At 68.8% G+C, this 17,517-nt stretch carries 16 protein-coding genes; 8 read left to right on the top strand and 8 right to left on the bottom strand.

The window, feature by feature from the left end; translation table 11 throughout:
* Positions 1–111: 111 nt before the first annotated feature.
* On the bottom strand, positions 112–1,008 hold the full coding sequence (locus tag AWC24_RS21255; protein WP_085089166.1) for an LLM class flavin-dependent oxidoreductase: 897 nt from the start codon (positions 1,006–1,008) through the stop codon (positions 112–114).
* A 46-nt stretch (positions 1,009–1,054) separates the two neighbouring features.
* Between AWC24_RS21255 and AWC24_RS21250 the strand changes: the two genes are divergently transcribed.
* Positions 1,055–1,444 (top strand): VOC family protein, encoded by a 390-nt coding sequence (locus AWC24_RS21250; protein ID WP_085089045.1) that lies wholly within the window; start codon positions 1,055–1,057, stop codon positions 1,442–1,444.
* Between the two features lie 22 nt (positions 1,445–1,466).
* Here AWC24_RS21250 and AWC24_RS21245 read toward each other — a convergent pair whose 3' ends face one another.
* The 5 genes from AWC24_RS21245 to AWC24_RS21225 form a co-directional block, all read right to left on the bottom strand.
* On the bottom strand, positions 1,467–1,937 hold the full coding sequence (locus AWC24_RS21245; protein WP_085089043.1) for an Rrf2 family transcriptional regulator: 471 nt from the start codon (positions 1,935–1,937) through the stop codon (positions 1,467–1,469).
* 37 nt (positions 1,938–1,974) lie between these two features.
* Positions 1,975–2,703: a 3'(2'),5'-bisphosphate nucleotidase CysQ gene (locus tag AWC24_RS21240; protein WP_085089041.1), complete on the bottom strand. Its 729-nt coding sequence runs from the start codon at positions 2,701–2,703 to the stop codon at positions 1,975–1,977.
* Entirely contained in the window at positions 2,700–4,553 is a 1,854-nt protein-coding gene (gene cysN, locus AWC24_RS21235; RefSeq protein WP_085089039.1) for a sulfate adenylyltransferase subunit CysN, read from the bottom strand. The genes AWC24_RS21240 and cysN overlap by 4 nt, the downstream gene beginning before the upstream one ends.
* Positions 4,553–5,560, bottom strand: coding sequence for a sulfate adenylyltransferase subunit CysD (gene cysD / locus AWC24_RS21230; protein ID WP_174813622.1), 1,008 nt, complete (start codon positions 5,558–5,560; stop codon positions 4,553–4,555). The genes cysN and cysD overlap by 1 nt, the downstream gene beginning before the upstream one ends.
* A gap of 155 nt (positions 5,561–5,715) precedes the next feature.
* On the bottom strand, positions 5,716–6,207 hold the full coding sequence (locus tag AWC24_RS21225) for a beta-class carbonic anhydrase (protein ID WP_013828219.1): 492 nt from the start codon (positions 6,205–6,207) through the stop codon (positions 5,716–5,718).
* 218 nt (positions 6,208–6,425) lie between these two features.
* Between AWC24_RS21225 and oppB the strand changes: the two genes are divergently transcribed.
* The 6 genes from oppB to AWC24_RS21195 all read left to right on the top strand — a co-directional run bounded on the left by oppB (position 6,426) and on the right by AWC24_RS21195 (position 12,965).
* Positions 6,426–7,403 (top strand): oligopeptide ABC transporter permease OppB, encoded by a 978-nt coding sequence (oppB, locus tag AWC24_RS21220; RefSeq protein WP_013828218.1) that lies wholly within the window; start codon positions 6,426–6,428, stop codon positions 7,401–7,403.
* On the top strand, positions 7,400–8,284 hold the full coding sequence (gene oppC, locus AWC24_RS21215; RefSeq protein WP_085089037.1) for an oligopeptide ABC transporter permease OppC: 885 nt from the start codon (positions 7,400–7,402) through the stop codon (positions 8,282–8,284). Before oppB ends, oppC begins: the two co-directional genes overlap by 4 nt.
* Positions 8,281–10,110: an oligopeptide ABC transporter ATP-binding protein OppD gene (gene oppD, locus AWC24_RS21210; RefSeq protein ID WP_085089035.1), complete on the top strand. Its 1,830-nt coding sequence runs from the start codon at positions 8,281–8,283 to the stop codon at positions 10,108–10,110. Before oppC ends, oppD begins: the two co-directional genes overlap by 4 nt.
* 2 nt (positions 10,111–10,112) lie before the next feature.
* A complete protein-coding gene (gene oppA, locus AWC24_RS21205; RefSeq protein WP_085089033.1) occupies positions 10,113–11,822 on the top strand; it encodes an oligopeptide ABC transporter substrate-binding protein OppA in 1,710 nt (569 codons plus the stop codon).
* 105 nt (positions 11,823–11,927) lie between these two features.
* The gene (locus AWC24_RS21200) at positions 11,928–12,557 is read left to right on the top strand and encodes a nucleotidyltransferase domain-containing protein (protein WP_085089031.1); all 630 of its coding nucleotides are present in this window, start codon (positions 11,928–11,930) and stop codon (positions 12,555–12,557) included.
* A 51-nt stretch (positions 12,558–12,608) separates the two neighbouring features.
* The gene (locus tag AWC24_RS21195) at positions 12,609–12,965 is read left to right on the top strand and encodes a hypothetical protein (RefSeq protein ID WP_308494589.1); all 357 of its coding nucleotides are present in this window, start codon (positions 12,609–12,611) and stop codon (positions 12,963–12,965) included.
* A 37-nt stretch (positions 12,966–13,002) separates the two neighbouring features.
* Here AWC24_RS21195 and AWC24_RS21190 read toward each other — a convergent pair whose 3' ends face one another.
* A complete protein-coding gene (locus AWC24_RS21190) occupies positions 13,003–15,618 on the bottom strand; it encodes an AAA family ATPase (RefSeq protein ID WP_085089027.1) in 2,616 nt (871 codons plus the stop codon).
* Complete coding sequence (locus AWC24_RS21185; RefSeq protein WP_085089025.1) at positions 15,615–16,760, bottom strand: metallophosphoesterase family protein; 1,146 nt, start codon at positions 16,758–16,760, stop codon at positions 15,615–15,617. The genes AWC24_RS21190 and AWC24_RS21185 overlap by 4 nt, the downstream gene beginning before the upstream one ends.
* Positions 16,761–16,992: 232 nt before the next feature.
* Between AWC24_RS21185 and AWC24_RS21180 the strand changes: the two genes are divergently transcribed.
* The gene (locus tag AWC24_RS21180; RefSeq protein WP_085089023.1) at positions 16,993–17,499 is read left to right on the top strand and encodes a SixA phosphatase family protein; all 507 of its coding nucleotides are present in this window, start codon (positions 16,993–16,995) and stop codon (positions 17,497–17,499) included.
* Positions 17,500–17,517 lie beyond the last annotated feature (18 nt).

Below are 17,517 nucleotides of genomic sequence, written 5' to 3'. Positions count from 1 at the left end.
TCGCCTGCTGCGACGATAGTGTCTGGTGAGACAGTTGTGACTAGTGAGATATTGATAGAGACGCTTCCGTGACCGTGTCGCAATGGGTTTGCCCGCGGCGCTCGGGAGACCTCAGCGGTTGAGCTCAGTGACCACGTCGGCGGCGCGGCGCAGCTGATCAGGATCGGAACTGGTTGGAATCAGGTGGATCTCATCGGCGCCCACCGCTTGGAAGCTGCGCAACACGGCGAGCAGCTCGTCCTCGCTGCCCGCCCAGCCGGTGGTCGGGGCCATCGCCTCGACGTACTCGGCGGGAATCCAGTTCATGTAGCGCAACAGGTGCTCGCGCACCTGGTTGCGCGCGGCGTCGGGCTCGCCCAGCGCGAACCAGAACGAGGTCGCCAGATACGGCCGGGCCTTGCCGGCCTGCTGCCATGCCTGCCGGGCGACGTCGAACAACTCGTTCTGCTTGGCCACGTCGAGGTCCATGGTGATGCCGGCCAACCCTTCGGCCCAACCCGCCGCGCTGCGCAAGGTCTTCGGGCCGATGGTGCCGACCACCAGCGGTGGCCCGCCGGGCTGGGTCGGCGCCGGACCGACCGGCAGCACCGACTCGGTGGTCTTCTCCCCCGCCCAGACCCGCTTCATGATCGCGACCCGCTCGGCCATCTCGCGCATCGTCTGCGTCGCCGGGTCGGCGCCGGCCGCGCGGTAGTCCTCGTGCCGGCCGCCCACGCCGATGCCCACGGTGAGCCGCCCACCGCTGAGCAGGTCCGCGGTGGCCAAGGCTTTGGCCAGCATGACCGGATCGTGCAGTTGCGGGACGATCACCGTCGTCACCAACCGCACCCGCTCGGTCCAGGCCGCCAACGCCCCCAGCAGGGTCAGGCTGTCCGGGTTGGTGAAGGCGATCCGCTCGCCCCAGGCCAGCGACGAGAACGGTCCCTCGTCGACGGCGCGCGCCCAGTCCCGCAGCAGCGTCGCATCCAGATCGGGCTCCATCACCGGCATGGTCATTCCCACCTGCATGCCCGCGATTGTGGCACGCGCGCCGGTGACGGCCGACACTTGAGCCATGAGCATTTCCTTCAACCACACCATCGTCGCCACCCACGACAAGCAGGAGTCGGCGGCATTCCTGGCAGAGCTGTTCGGTCTGCCCGATCCCCAACCGTTCGGCCACTTCATGGTCGTCGGGCTCGATCACCAGGCCAGCCTCGACTACGCCGAGGTGCCCGGCGACGAGGAGATCCGGCCGCAGCACTATGCGTTCCTGGTCTCCGAGCACGACTTCGACGCCATCTACGGCAAGATCACCTCGCGGGGGCTGGCGCACTGGGCGGACCCGCGCGGTGGGCGCCCCGGTGAGATCAATCGTCGCGACGGCGGGCGCGGGGTCTATTTCCGCGACCCCAGTGGTCATGCGATGGAGATCCTCACCCGCCCGTACGGCTCGGGTTCCTAGGTCGGGCTACGCCGGGAAGGGGTCAGCCGTGGCCGCGCTGGCGTTCCTGGGCGCGGTAGTCGGCGGCGAACTCGGCGACGTGTGCGGGCAGTTGCCCCGCGGCGACATCGGACAGACTGGTCTGCTCGAGCACCGACCGCATGCTGGCCCGCAACGCCCGCCACACATCGGTCAACGCGGCGGTGGGACCGACGTAGGGCAGATCGCCCAGTCCGATGTCGCGGACACTGGCCAGCGGGCCGTCGATACAGCGCAGCACGTCGGCGACGCTGATCTCGGTGGCTGCGCGCGCCAGTTCGTAGCCGCCGTCCCGGCCACGCTGGCTGCGGACCAGCCGGTCGGTGCGCAGATCCGACAGGATGTCGACGAGAAACTGCGCCGGGATGCCCTGCGCGGTGGCGATGTCGTCGGTTTTGACCAGGGTGCCGGCTTCGGCGGTGGCGAGCTGCACCATCGCCCGCACCGCGTACTCCGCCTTGGCCGACATCCGCATCCTGGCGATTCTGCCATCTGCGCTCGTCCCGGCGACGTCAGCCGATCGCCGCAAGCACCGCGTCGGCGTATTCGGGCCGGCACACCACCAGATCGGGCAGCAACGGGTCGGGCCGGTTGTAGACCAGCGGGGAGCCGTCGATGCGCGAGGTGTGCAGGCCGGCGGCCCGGGCGACGGCCACCGGCGCCGCGGAGTCCCATTCGTACTGCCCGCCGGCGTGCACGTAGACGTCGGCGGCGCCCTGGATGACCGCGGCGACCTTCACCCCGGCCGATCCCATCGCCACGAGTTCGCCGTCGAGGTGAGCGCGCACGGCATCGGCGACCGCCGGCGGGCGGCTGCGCGAGACCGCGATGCGCGGCGGGCCGGCGTGCTCGGGTGGTGCGGCGATATCAGGGGTGGCCAGCGTGATGCCGCGGGCCGGCAGCGCGACGGCGCCGGCGGTCAGCTCCCCGGCCTGCCACAGCGCGACGTGCACGGCCCAGTCGTCGCGGCCGAGTTCGGAGAACTCCCGGGTGCCGTCCAGCGGGTCGACGATCCAGACGCGCTCGGCTTGCAGCCGCACCGGGTTGTCGGCGCCCTCCTCGGACAGCACCGCGTCCGCCGGGCGCTCGGCGGCCAGCGCGGCCATCAGGTAGTCGTGAGAACGTTTGTCGCCGGCCGCTTTACGCTCGGCTTGCGGTGCGTCGGCCAGTTCGTCGCGGACGGTCAGCAACAGCCGGCCGGCGTCGGCGGCGAGCTGGGCGGCCAGCTGGTGGTCGTTCACTTTCGGGCGTCGATCGCCGCGATGACCTGGCGGGCCTGTTCATCGACGTCGTCGTCTGGGGTCAGCCGCACATCGGGATTCCGCGGCCGCTGATAGGGACTGTCGATGCCGGTGAAGTGGGTGATGAGGCCCGCGCGCGCTTTGGCGTACAGCCCCTTGGGGTCTCGCTGCTCGCAGTCTTCCAGCGGGGTGTCGCAGAACACTTCGATGAACTCGAAACCGGCGTCGGTGTGGACCTGCCGGGCCAGCTGGCGGTGCTCGTTCAGCGGGCTGATCGCCGGCACCAGCACGACCTGGCCGGAATCGGCCAGCAGGGTTGCCACGTGCGCGAGCCGGCGCAGGTTCTCGGCGCGGTCGGCCATCGAGAACCCGAGGTCGGCGTTGAGACCGTGGCGCAGATTGTCACCGTCGAGAACGTAGGCTGGCGTTCCCCTTTCGAGCAGCAGCTGCTCGATGCGCATGGCCACCGACGACTTACCGGCCCCGGATAGGCCGGTCAGCCACACCGTGCGGCCCTTGGAAAGCCGGTCGGCCGCGGTGACCAGCGACTCGTGGCGCACCGTGTTCGGGCTGGGGTTGCGACCCGAGACGTCGCGCAGCACCATGCCGGCCGCGACCGTTCCGTTGGTGGACTGGTCGATGAGGATGAACGACCCGGTGGCGCCGTTGTGGCTGAACTCGTCGAGCATCAGCGGGACCTGGGCGCGCAGCGAGACCCGGCCGAGCTCGTTGAGCTGCAGCGCGTTCGCCTCCTTGTCCCGATGCAAGGTGTTGACGTCGAGGCGGTAGTCCAGTGCCATCACCTTCACCCGGGTGGTGCGGGTGGTGTGCTTGATGAGGTAGTCATTGCCGGGCTGCAGCGTCGCACCATCGGCCATCCAGCACACCGTGGCGTCGAAGTCCTGCACGATCCGCGGCTGGTTGTTGGTGCGCGCGATCATGTCGCCACGGGAGATGTCGATGTCGTCTTCGAGACTGACCGAGACCGCCATCGGCGGAAATGCTTCGCCCACTTGACCGGTGGGTCCCTCGATCGAGGCGACCCGACTCGGCTTCCCGGACGGCAGCACCACCACGTCGTCGCCGGGACGTAGTACGCCGCTGGCGACGGTGCCGGCGTAGCTGCGGTGGTCGGCGTGCTCGTGGGTCTGCGGGCGGATCACGTACTGCACCGGGAAGCGCACGTCGACCAGATTGCGGTCACCGGCGATGTAGACGTCTTCCAGATGCGACAGCAGCGCAGGGCCCTCGTAGTAGGGGGTCTTGTCGGACTTGGTCACCACGTTGTCGCCGAGCAGCGCCGAGATCGGGATGGTCGTCACGTCGTGCACGTCCAGCCGGGTGGCGAACGAGTGGAAATCATCACGGATGGACGCGAATCGCTGCTCGTCCCAGTCGATCAGGTCCATCTTGTTGACGGCCAGCACGATGTGACGGATGCCCAGCAGCGACGCCAGGAAGGTGTGCCGGCGCGACTGCTCCTGTAGGCCGTGGCGAGCGTCGACGAGCACGATCGCCAGCTGGGCGGTCGAGGCGCCAGTCACCATGTTGCGGGTGTACTGGATGTGGCCCGGGGTGTCGGCGATGATGAATTTCCGCTTGGGCGTGGCGAAGTAGCGGTAGGCCACGTCGATGGTGATGCCCTGCTCGCGCTCGGCGCGCAGGCCGTCGGTGACCAGCGCCAGGTCGGTGTAGTCGTGCCCGCGTTCCCGGGAGGTGCGCTCCACCGAGGCCAGCTGGTCCTCCATGACGGCCTTGGAGTCGAACAGCAGGCGCCCGATCAGGGTGGACTTGCCGTCGTCGACCGATCCGGCCGTCGCAATGCGAAGCAGTGTGGTCGCCGCGCTCATCAGAAGTACCCCTGCCGTTTGCGGTCTTCCATGCCTGCCTCGGAGATCCGGTCATCGGCGCGGGTGGCGCCGCGCTCGGTCAGCCGCGAGACCGCGGTCTCGGCGATGACGTCCTCGACGGTGGCCGCGGTGGACTCCACACAGCCGGTGCAGGTGACGTCGCCGACGGTGCGGAAGCGCACCGTGGCCTCGAACACGTCCTCGCCGTCGGCGGGGCGCAGAAACTCGTGGTCGGCCAGCAGCATGCCGTCGCGGCGGAAGACCTTGCGCTGATGGGCGAAATAGATTGAGGGTAAAAGGATCTCCTCGGCTCCGATGTAGGACCAGATGTCGAATTCGGTCCAGTTCGACAGCGGGAACACCCGGATGTGTTCGCCGGCCCGGTGCCGCCCGTTGTAGAGGTTCCACAGCTCGGGTCGCTGCGCCTTGGGGTCCCACTGGCCGAACTCGTCGCGGAAGCTGAATACCCGCTCCTTGGCGCGGGCCTTCTCCTCGTCGCGGCGGGCGCCGCCGAACGCGGCGTCGAACTTGTTCTCCCGGATCGCGCGCAGCAGGGTGACGGTCTGCAGCGGATTGCGCGACGGCCCGTCGTCGATCACCCGGCCGGCGTCGATGTCGTCCTGCACGCCGGCCACCACCAGTCGCACGCCGGTGCGGGCGACCAGATCGTCACGCGCGGCGATGACCTCGTCGAAGTTGTGGCCGGTGTCGACGTGCATCACCGGGAACGGCAGTCTTCCCGGCGCGAATGCCTTGACCGCCAGGTGCAGCATGACGATGGAGTCCTTGCCGCCGGAGAACAGCAGCACCGGCCGCTCGAATTCGGCGGCCACCTCCCGGATGATGTGGATGGCCTCGGCCTCCAGGGTGCGCAGATGCGTCAGCTGGTACTTCCCGGCCGTGGACGGTTCCACGAGCGCGGTGATGTTGCTGGTCATGAGTTCCTCGCCAGGGATATCCGATAATCTTGGTAAGACTTGCCGGATTTGTTTGTTATAGGCGGACATGTAACCAGGCTGGTCGGGGCGCTGTCAATGTGAGCTGCCCAGGCCGCCCCCTCCCGGCGAGCGGGCGGGTCCCCGGCCGCCCGCTCGGCGTGTCGACCGGATCGGCGCACGCTCGCCGGCGGCGGATGGCTCAGATCGCGCGGAGACCAGGCGCGCTAAACGGTGACCTCGCCGAGCTTGCCGGTGGCGACGTCGAAGACGAACCCGCGCAGCGAGGTCGTCGCGGTGATGAACGGGCTGGCCTTGACCCGGCGCAACGACTGCTTGACGTCTTCGGCCGGGTCCGGGAATGCCTCGGGCGCCCAGCCCGGCCGGATTCCAGTCTCCTCCAGAATCGAGCGCTTGAACTCGTCGTCGGTGAAGGTGAGCATCCCGCAGTCGCTGTGGTGGATCAGGATGATCTCCCGGGTGCCCAGCAACCGCTGGCTGATCGCCAGGGACCGAATCACGTCGTCGGTGATCACCCCGCCGGCGTTGCGGATCGCGTGCGCCTCACCCTCGTTGAGGCCGAGTACCCGGTACACGTCGAGCCGCGCGTCCATACAGGCGACGATCGCGACGTGCTTGCTGGGCGGCATGGGCAGCGGACCCTTGAAGGTCTTCGCGTACTCCGCGTTGTTGGCCAAGTAGTCGTCGGTGACGGTCACGGGGTCTCCCTCTGTCGCGGTCTGACGTCTGAGACTAATCAACGAGCCGCGAGTTTCCACGGGTAATAATCATTCGAATCAATGATTCGCCAGAGCGTCTCCCGGGCGCGAGCGTGCGTAAACCCGGTGATTCCCGCGCCGTGTCGGCCGGGGACACGCGCGCTCGCGGGGATGAGGCGTCCGGCGTGCTCGCGCGAGGGGGCTCTACCCTTTTGGCCATGATGCGGTTTCTGGCCGGCCGGGCGCTGAACTACCTGGTGCTGCTGGGCCTCGCATCCTTCCTCACCTTCTGCCTGACCTCGCTGGCGTTCGCCCCACTGGACAGCTTGATGCAGCGCAACCCGCGTCCCCCGCAGGCGGTCATCGACGCCAAGGCCGCCGAACTGGGCCTGGACAAGCCGATTCCGCTGCGCTACGCGCACTGGGCCTCGCATGCCGTCCGCGGCGACTTCGGCGTCACCGTCACCGGTCAGCCGGTCTCCGACGAGCTGGGCCGGCGCATCGGAGTGAGCCTGCGACTGCTGCTGGTCGGCTCGCTGGCGGGCACGGTGATCGGTGTGGTGGCCGGTGCCTGGGGGGCGGTGCGCCAGTATCGGCTCTCCGACCGGGTCATCACGATGGCGGCGCTGCTGGTGCTGTCGGTGCCCACGTTCGTGCTGGCCAACCTGGTGATCCTGGGCGCGCTGCGGGTGAACTGGGCACTGGGCGCGCAACTGTTCGACTACACCGGCGAGACCTCCCCCGGGCTGGTCACCGGCTTCTGGCCCGGGCTGCTCGATCGGCTGCAGCACCTGGTGTTGCCGTCGCTGACCCTGGCGCTGGGGGCCGCCGCGAGCTTCAGCCGCTACCAGCGCAACGCGATGCTCGATGTGCTCGGCCAGGACTTCATCCGCACCGCCCGCGCCAAGGGGCTGACCCGGCGCCGCGCGTTGTTCAAACACGGGCTGCGCACCGCGCTGATCCCGATGGCCACGCTGTTCGCCTACGGGGTGGCCGGGTTGGTCACCGGGGCGGTGTTCGTGGAGAAGATCTTCGGCTGGCACGGCATGGGCGAATGGGTGGTGCAAGGCGTCGCCACCCAGGACACCAATATCGTCGCGGCGATCACGGTGTTCTCCGGTGCAGTGGTCCTGCTGGCCGGGCTGCTCTCCGATGTCATCTACGCGCTGCTGGACCCGCGGGTGCGGGTGTCATGACGAGCACCGAGATCGCGTTCGCCTCCCGGCGCACCCTGGTGCTGCGCCGATTCCTGCGCAGCCGCACCGCGGTGGGCGCGCTGGCGCTGCTGGCGGTGATGTTCGTCGGCTGCTACACACTGCCGAGCCTGCTGCCCTACTCCTACACCGACCTGGACTACGACGCGCTGCTGGTGCCGCCGGGCGCACAGCACTGGCTGGGCACCAACGCACTGGGCCAGGACCTGCTGGCCCAGATCCTGCGCGGCATGCAGAAGTCGATGCTGATCGGGGTCTGCGTGGCGCTGATCTCCACGGTGATCGCCGCGACGGTCGGGGCGATCGCGGGGTATTTCGGCGGCTGGCGCGACCGGGTGCTGATGTGGCTGGTGGACCTGCTGCTGGTGGTGCCGGCGTTCATCCTGATCGCGATCATCACCCCGCGCACCAAAAACAGCGGCAACATCTTCATGCTGGTGTTGCTGCTGGCCGGGTTCAGCTGGATGATCAGCGCCCGCATGGTGCGCGGGCTGACGATGAGCCTGCGCGAACGTGAATTCATCCGCGCCGCACGGTATATGGGAGTGTCGAGCCGGCGCATCATCATCGACCACATCGTGCCCAACGTGGCATCCATCCTGATCATCGACACCGCGCTCAACGTGGCGGTGGCGATCCTGGCCGAAACCGGTTTGAGTTACCTGGGTTTCGGCATCCAGCCGCCCGACGTGTCGTTGGGCACGCTGATCGCCGACGGCACCGCCTCGGCGATCACCTTCCCGTGGGTGTTCCTGTTCCCGGCCGGGGTGCTGATCACGATCCTGGTCTGCGCCAACCTCGCCGGCGACGGCCTGCGTGACGCACTCGACCCCGACGCCGCGAGTTTGCGGGGCCGCCGATGAGCGCCCTGCTGGAAGTCGCCGACCTGGCCGTGACGTTCGGCGCCGGCCGCGATGCGGTACAAGCGGTGCGCGGCATCAGTTACCGGGTGAACCCCGGCGAAGTCGTGGCGATGGTCGGCGAATCGGGTTCGGGCAAATCCGCGGCGGCCATGGCGGTGATGGGGTTGCTGCCCGAGCACGCGCAGGTGTCCGGTTCGGTGCGGCTGGCCGGCACGCAGCTGATCGGGTTGGGCGACACCGCGATGTCGAAGTTCCGCGGCGCATCGATCGGCATGGTGTTCCAGGATCCGATGTCGGCGCTGACCCCGGTCTATACCGTGGGCGATCAGATCGCCGAGGCCATCGAGGTGCATCAGCCCAGGATCGGGCGGGCCGCGGCGCGCCGGCGCGCGGTGGAACTGCTGGAGTTGGTGGGTATCTCACGGCCGCAGGAGCGGGCGCGGGCTTTCCCCCATGAGCTCTCCGGCGGGGAGCGCCAGCGGGTGGTGATCGCGATCGCGATCTCGTGTGACCCGGACCTGCTGATCTGCGACGAGCCCACCACCGCACTGGATGTCACGGTGCAGGCGCAGATCCTCGAGGTGCTCAAGACCGCGCGTGACGTGACCGGCGCCGGGGTGCTGATCATCACCCACGACCTGGGGGTGGTCGCCGAGTTCGCCGACCGGGCGCTGGTGATGTACGCCGGACGGGTGGTGGAAGCCGCACCCGTGGCCGCGTTGTACGCCGATCGGCGGATGCCCTACACGGTGGGGCTATTGGGTTCGGTGCCGCGCCTGGACGCCCCGCAGGGCACCCGGCTGGTGCCGATCCCGGGGGCGCCGCCGTCGCTGGCCGCCATCGAGCCGGGCTGCCCGTTCGCGCCGCGCTGCCCGTTGGCCACCGACGAGTGCCGGGCGCAGGAGCCGGAGCTATTGAACGTCGGGGTTTCTCATACCGCCGCCTGCATCCATACCGATCAGGTCACCGGGCGCAGCGCCGCCGACATCTATCGCGTACCCACCGCGGTCACCGCGCCCGCCCCCACGGATTCCGGAACCGTGCTACGCGTTCGCGACCTGGTCAAAACCTATCCGCTGACCAAGGGGGTGCTGCGCCGCCGGGTCGGCGAGGTCCGCGCCGTCTCTCGTGTCAGCTTCGCGTTGCAGCAGGGCCGCACCCTGGGGATCGTCGGCGAATCCGGCTCGGGCAAATCCACCACCTTGCACCAGATACTCGAACTGGCTGCCCCGCAGGAGGGTTCGATCGAGGTGCTCGGCAGCGATGTCGCGGGGTTGACACGCGACGGCCGCCGCGCGCTGCGCCGCGATCTGCAGGTGGTGTTCCAGGATCCGGTGGCCTCGCTGGATCCGCGGCTACCGGTCTTCGAGGTGCTGGCCGAGCCGTTGCGCGCGAACGGGTTCGACAAGGCCGCGACCCACGCCCGGGTGGCCGAGCTGCTGGAGCTGGTGGGGCTGCGCCGCGGCGACGCGCTGCGGTATCCGGCGGAGTTCTCCGGCGGGCAGAAGCAGCGGATCGGGATCGCCCGGGCGCTGGCGTTGCAGCCGAAGATCCTGGCGCTCGATGAGCCGGTGTCGGCGCTGGACGTGTCGATTCAGGCCGGGATCATCAACCTGCTGCTGGATCTGCAACAGCAGTTCGGGCTGTCGTATCTGTTCGTCTCGCATGACCTGTCGGTGGTCAAACACCTGGCACACACCGTGGCAGTGATGTTCGCCGGGGAGATCGTCGAGCAGGGTGATGCGGAGCAGGTGTTCGGGGACCCGCAGCACGACTACACCCGTCGGCTGCTGGCTGCGGTGCCCCAGCCGGTGGTGCGCTCATGAATATGACGTTGACACTGCGCTCATGGCGAGGTTTTGCGAGAAGGGCACGCCCTGGATGCAGTGTCAACGCGGCAGTAGCGCTGCTCCTGGCTGTGAGTGGGTGCGCCGCGGTGGATATCACCGCCCCCGAAGGCGTCTCGGCGGTGGGCAGCGCCAGCGACATCAACCCGCAAGACCCGGCCACCCTGCGCGACGGCGGCAGCCTGCGGCTGTCGATGAGCCAGTTCCCGCCGAACTTCAACCCGCTGCACATCGACGGCAACCTGGCCGAGAACGCCGCCATGCTCAAAGCCACCATGCCGCGGGCGTTCATCATCGGCCCGGACGGCTCGGCGACGGTGGACACCGACTACTTCACCCGTGTGGAGCTGACCGGCACCAACCCGCAGGTGGTCACCTACACCATCAACCCGAAAGCCACCTGGAGCGACGGGACCCCGCTGTCCTGGCAGGACATCGCCAGCCAGATCCACGCCACCAGCGGCGCCGACCCCGGCTACGCGATCGCCAGCACCAACGGCGCCGAACGGGTCGCCTCGGTCACCAGGGGCGTCGACGACCGCCAAGCGGTGGTGCGGTTCGCCAAGCCCTACGCGGAATGGCGGGGCATGTTCGCCGGCAACTCGATGCTGCTGCCGGCCCGAATGACCGCCGACCCGGAGACCTTCAACAAGGCGCAACTACAAAGCCCCGGGCCATCGGCCGGGCCGTTCAAGCTGGCCACGCTGGACCGCACCAGCCAGCGGATCACGTTGGTGCGCAACCCCGATTGGTGGGGCCGCACGCCGAAGCTGGACACCATCAACTACCTGGTGCTCGACGAGTCGGCACGGATGCCGGCGCTGCAGAACCACACCATCGACGCCGCCGGGGTGGCCACGCTGGATCAGTTGACGATCGCCCGGCGCACCGAGGGTATCGCGATCCGCCGCGCCCCGACTCCGGCGTGGAACCACTTCACCTTCAACGGGGCGCCGGGGGCGATCCTGTCCGATAAGGCGTTGCGGCTGGCGGTGATGCGCGGCATCGACCGCACCACGATCGCCAAGGTGACCCAGCGGGGTCTGACGTCGGATCCGGTGCCGCTGAACAATCACATCTACGTCGCCGGCCAGGAGGGCTACCAGGACAACTCCGCGGTGGTGGCCTACGACCCGCAGCGTGCTGCGCGGGAACTCGACGAGCTGGGCTGGAAGCTGACTGGGAAGTTCCGGGAGAAGGACGGTCGCCCGCTGGTGATCCGGCACCTGTTCTACGACGCGTCGAGCACTCGGCAGTTCGCCCAGGTGGCACAACACAATCTGGCCCAGATCGGGGTGAAACTGCAGCTGGACGCCAAGGCCGGCGGCGGGTTCTTCACCGACTACGTCAATGTCGGCGACTTCGACATCGCCCAGTTCAGTTGGGTCGGTGACGCTTTCCCGCTGGCGGGGCTGAACCAGATCTCGGCCTCCTACGGGGAGGCCAACTTCGGCAAGATCGGCAGCCCGCAGATCGACGCCAAGATCGAGGAGACGCTGCAGGCATTGGACCCCGATACCGCCCGCGCCCGTGCCAATGAGGTCGACGAGTTGTTGTGGGCCGAGGGTTTCAGCCTGCCGTTGATCCAGACGACCGGCAACGTGGCGGTGCGCAGTTCCCTGGCGAACTTCGGGGCGCCGGGGCTGGCGGATCTGGACTACACCGCGATCGGGTTCATGAAGGACGGATGACGCACCATCCGGCGGTGATCGGCCGGTGCCTGGCATCCCGTGTCGATGCAGTGCGGCACGAGGCCAACTATAGTACGTGTTAACCAACTATAGTTGGAGGTTCGAATGGAGCTACACCGGCCGCTCGCGACCGTCACGCCGACGCTGGACGGCGATGTTCTCGCGGTGCTGGCGGCAAACGACATCGCTTTCACGACAGGACAGATCCACCGGATCGTGAATAAGTTCTCCGAGGAAGGTATCCGCAAGGTTCTCGCTCGTCTGGTCTCGCAGGGTGTAGTCACCGCCGACCGAGTCGGAAATGCCTTTACGTATCGCCTCAACCGAGACCATCTCGCAGCCGCACCTATCGTGGCACTGGCCGGTCTTTCCAACACTTTCCTGTCCAAGCTGGAGCACGAACTTGACCAGTGGGCGCACCCACCGAAATACGCGGCTGTTTTCGGGTCGGCACTTCGCGGCACCATGACCGTTGACAGCGACATCGACCTGTTTGTGGTGCAAGACCGCGGGACTCCACCGGCCGTTTGGGCCCACGACATCAACGAACTCGCTGCGAACGTCACTCGCTGGACGGGCAACGATGCTCGCATCGTCGAATACTCCATCAGTGAATTGCGCAAATCTGCCGCCGAGCCGATGGTAGGTGAGGTTCTCGACAGCGGTCTGACCGTCGCAGGGTCGAGAACATGGCTGCTCAAGCTGGTGCAGTCAATGCCGAAGAAGAGAGCTTAAGCGATGGCCGGACGGACACGTTCCTGCTCAGACGCGTTCCGCCTCGGCCGGTTGAAGAAGGCCACGGAGTTCCTCGATACCGCGCTGCTAGTAGCAGGCCAGAAGCCCGACACCGCGACCAATCTGTTTGTGCTCGCTGGTATCGCGGCTGCGGACGTTATCTGCTGCGCGCGGCTGGGGCGATACGCTGTGGGCGAGAATCACAACGAGGCGGCCGCATTACTCAAGCAAGCGGATCCCACCGTGGAGAAGCATCTCCGCACACTGCTCGGTGTGAAAACCAAAGCGGCCTACACGCACCTAACGCCCACAACGGACGAACGAAAGAAGGCCAAACGGGCCGCAGAAGCACTGGCCGAGGCGGCACGTCGTACCTGGCTACCGCCCGCTCCTCCGACGACGCCATAACGAAAGCAGTCGCCCCCAATAACACACGGCAGGGGCCTCAAGCACTCAAGTCGATGCGGTGTGCATCCTTGACGCTGCGGTAGCGGTCCGGGCTGCAGGTCAACACGATCACCTGGCCCTGGGCACCCACGGCGTCGAACACCGCGCCCATCTTCTCCAGCCGGTCGGGGTCGGTGAAGCCCAGTGCGTCGTCGATCACCACCGGGACACTGTCCTCCTTGGCGACCAGCGCCGCGCCCGCAAGCCGGGTCAGGATGCCGAGCTGTTCCTTGGCCCCACCCGACAGCGACTCGTAGGGCACGGTGCGCCCGTCGAGGGTGCGGGCGCAGATCTTCAGGTCAGTGTCGACCTCGACTTCGAAGTCGTCGCCGAAGACGTGCACACCCAGCCGCTGGATCTCGGCGCGGAACGGTTCGACATAGCGCAGCCGGGTGTCGTCGCGGTGCCGGATCATGGTCGACCGCAACAGCGCTGCCGCCCGGGCCCGTCGGCCGATCCGATGGTGCTCGGCCGCAGCGTGTTCCCGTGCGATCTGGGCGGCATCGAGTTGGCCCTTGCGGCCCTCGGTGCCGAAGACGGCGAGTTCGACCTCTACTTGGTGCAGGTCGCGGGCGGTCTCGGCGTGCCGGTCCGACAGGGCCTGCAGTTGCTGCGCCGCGTCGGCCAGTTCGGCGTCGACCAGCTCGGGGGCGGCGGCGGCCAGGTGCTCAGTGATCTCGGTGAGGCGCTGCTGCGCGGCCTGCAGCGCCTGGCCGCTGGTTTCGGCGGCGCCCGCCAGTTCCTCGTCGCCGACCGATGCCCGCTGTTCGGTGAGGCGCTGGGTGACGGTGGCCAGCTCGGCGCGCTGGGTGGCGCCCTTGTCCCGGAGCAGCGTCACGCGGGTGGCGGCTGCGGTGCGTCGGGCCGCCGACTCCGAGGCGGCCCACCGGCGGGTTTCGCAGTCGGCGTGGGCCCGGGTGCGCTGCGCCTCGGCGGCGTCGCGTTCGGCGCGGGCGTCCTCGAGGGTGTTCTCGGCGCCCACCTCGGCGTGTTCGCCGCGCAGTTGCACCAGTCGGGTGCGCAGCTCCTCCACCGCGTCGTCGCCGCGCAACGCCACCAGGGTGGCGGTCAGCTGATCACGGCTGCCCTGTAGCTCGCGACGCCGCTGGTCGCCGCGGCGGGCCGCCGCCAGGTCCTCGACGCGGCCCGCTGCCAGGGCGGCAGCCAGTTCATCTTGCGCTGCAGCGTGTTTCGTGGCGGCCTCACGGGCGCTGTCGCCCGGCCTGACCCGCACGCTCAACAGCCCGGGCAACTCCACTTCGGCACCCGCGGTGACCGCCGCCGACCAGCTGTCGCCGGCGGCCAGCGGCGTGTGCTCGCCGGCGATCACCAGTTCGACGTCGGCGGCCGCGGTGACTTCCAGGGTCGCCGAGATCGCGGCCAAGGAGGCCTGGGCGCGGTCGAGCACGGCCGCAGCGTCCTCGATGCGGCGCAGCACCGACTCGGTCACGGTGATCGCGGCCAACTCGGCCACCACCTGCTCGAGGTCATGTTCGGTGGCATCGATCCGCGCCAGCCGGGCTTCCAGCCGGTTGGCCTCATCGCGGGCGGCGAGTTGGTCGACGACTCGGCGGGCGGTCTCGACGCGTTCGGTGGCGGCGGCCAGCAGCCGCTCGGCCTCGGCGGCTGCGCCCTCCGCGGCGGCGGCTTCGGCGTCGGCAGTGTCGTGGGCTTGGGTGGCCTCGGCAAGCTCGCTGTCCAGCACGGCGATCGCGGCGGCCCGGGAGTCCAGTTCACCGCAGAGCCGTTGCCGTTCGGCGTGGGCGGTCCGGGCCGCGGCGCCGGTCGCCTCAGCCGCGGTGGCCACCAGTTGCGCGTTGCGTAGTTGGTCCCGCAGCGCGGCGATGGTGTCGCCGGCGGCTTTCGCGGCGGTGTGCCGGGCCGCTGCCGCCGCCCGCTCTTCGGTCAGCCGGGCCAGCTGCTCGCTGAGTTCGGTGTGGCGAAGCACCCGGTCGTCGACCTCGGCGAGCAGGGCGCTGCAGCGCGCCACCTCGGCGTCGGCGGTCGCCAGCGCGGCCACCGCGGCGGCCCACTCCCCCGTCGGGCGTCCGGTGGGGGTGAAGTAGTGCGCGTACTCGGCGTCGATGCGTTCGATGAGAACGGGTTCGGTACCGCTGGGGGTGGCGGTGTCACCGGCGGCGACGTCCAGCGCGCGAGACAGCGCATCGCAGCCGGACAGATCCACCGCGGCCGTCGAGGCGGCCTGCAGCACCCGTTGGGCTTGCCACAGCCCGGTGTCCATCGTCTCCTCCAGCATGGTGCGGACCCGCTCGTGGGCCTCGTCGCCCGTGAGCTGTTCCCGGCGGGGCGCCAGCACGGTCAGCTGCGTCCGGGGCGCCTTGTGGAAGCGTTTGTGGTAGACGAACCGGTAAGGGCCGGTGCTGATTTCGGCGGTGACCTCGGCGCCGACGTCGGCGTGGGTCGGCTTGACCTGTTTGACATCCTTCTTGGCGGAGCGGTCCTTGGACTCCAGCAGCAGGTCCAGCGCCTCGATCATCGAGGACTTGCCGATCTCGTTGGCGCCGGCGACCACCACCACCCCGTGATCGGGGAAGTCGATCTCGCGGTGTGCCACGCCGCGATAGTTGGTCAGGGTCAGCCGGTGCAGTCTCATGCCGCACCCCGGTCGACGAGCCGCAGCAGCAGTGCCAGCGCGGCATGGGCGTCGTCGGCACCGGCGGCGTCATCGGCGCGGGCGGCGGCGATGAGTTCCTCGACCGCGTCGGCGGCGAATCCGCCGAGCCCGAGGTCGGTGAATTCCCCGTCGGCGGGCACCACCGCCAGGTCGGTGTGGCGGTTCCAGGTGCCGGCCCAGGCGAACAGCCGCGAATACCGGTCCAGGCAGGCGTCGAGGGCGGCCCGGTCGGTGACGCTGAGCGAGCCCGTCAACGCCAACTGCACCACGGTGCGCTCCTTGTCGGGCAGCTGGTCGAGGTTGATGTCCAGGTCCGCGATATCGCGACCGGTGTCCAGTTGGCGGTGCAGCGTGACGAACCGCCACCTGCCCACACGGTGGGATTCGACGCTGACCGCACCGCTGGTCTCGTCGATGTCGACGGCCAGCACGTAGCCGGGGTCGGGTTCGATGTCGTCGTAGTTGGTGACTTCCGGCGAGCCGGAATACCAGATCCGGCCGCCGGTGCCGACCTGGGTGCGGGAGTGCTTGTCCCCCAACGCGACGTAGTGGATCACACCGCGCTCCAGCGCGTCCTCCAGCGCGGCGAGCCGGATCAGCGCCGGGTTGGTCGGGGCGGGGTCGAGCACGTCGACGCCGCCGTGGGCGAGCAGGATCCGGGTGGTGCCGTCGGCGGGCAGGCCCTGAACCGCCGCGGCCGCCAGGTCGCAGGTGGGCCGCTTGGAGGGCCACGGTGCAGCGACGATCTCGGCCCCGGGGCGCACCTGATGCACCCCGGCGGTGTCGAGAACGACGACGTTGTCGGGGCGTTCGGCGGTGAACAACTTGCTGGTGTAGACCGATGCGGCGTTGAGCGGGTCGTGGTTTCCGGGCAGCAGGTACACCGGAATCCCGATGGTGCGCATGGCTTCCAGGGATTGACTGACGACCTCCGGGGCGAGCTGATTGTCGTCGAACACATCCCCGGCGACGACGACGAACTCTGCGCCCGTCTGCGCGGCGAGCGCGCCGAGGCCGGCCACCGCGTCGCGCCGGGCCGCCGAATAGCGCGGCTGGGCGTCCCCGGCCAGAAAGTGCCGGGTCATGCCGAGCTGCCAGTCGGCGGTGTGCAGGAATCGCATGTCGGTCGTCCTTTCACCCGGGCTGGGGCCGGGCACCGCGAGTGTATGGCGGTGCACCGACAAGTCCGCGGACCCTGATCGGCAGGTCTCGGCGTGCGGGGACGACCCCACCCCGCACGTCACACCCGACACATCCGTCACGCCCCCGGGGCAGGTGGGTCGTCCGGAATGACCAGCGCCGGCGATATCGCCGCAGTCACCTCACCGGCCGCGCTGGCCTAACCTTGGGCGGATGAACGCCGCACCGCGCACGCTGATCCTGCTTCGCCACGCCAAATCGGACTATCCGCCCGGAGTGGTCGATCATGACCGGCCGTTGGCCAAGCGCGGGATACGCGAGGCCGCACTGGCCGGGGACTGGTTGCGCGTCAACGTACCCACCATCGACCGGGTGCTCTGCTCGACGGCCACCCGCACCCGAAACACCCTGGAGCGCACCGGCATCGACGCTGCCGTCAGCTACCGCGACGAGCTCTATGACGCCATGCCCGGAACCGTCATCGCCGCGATCAACACCGTCGACGACGACATCGCCACGCTGCTGGTGATCGGCCACGAGCCGACGATGTCGAGCGTCGCGCTCGGGCTCGCTGGTGCAGCGGTCACCGATGCGGCTGTTGTCCAACAGATCTCGGAGAAGTTCCCGACGTCGGGCATCGCGGTGTTACGCGTCACCGGCAGCTGGGCCGGCGTGCAGCCAGGGTCGGCGGCGCTGGTCGGGTTTCACGTGCCGCGGTAGAGCTGACAACCCGCGGGC

Source organism: Mycolicibacter senuensis (genome assembly GCF_002101885.1).
GTDB classification, from domain to species: domain Bacteria; phylum Actinomycetota; class Actinomycetes; order Mycobacteriales; family Mycobacteriaceae; genus Mycobacterium; species Mycobacterium senuense.
This window is presented reverse-complemented; position numbering and strand designations above follow the sequence as displayed.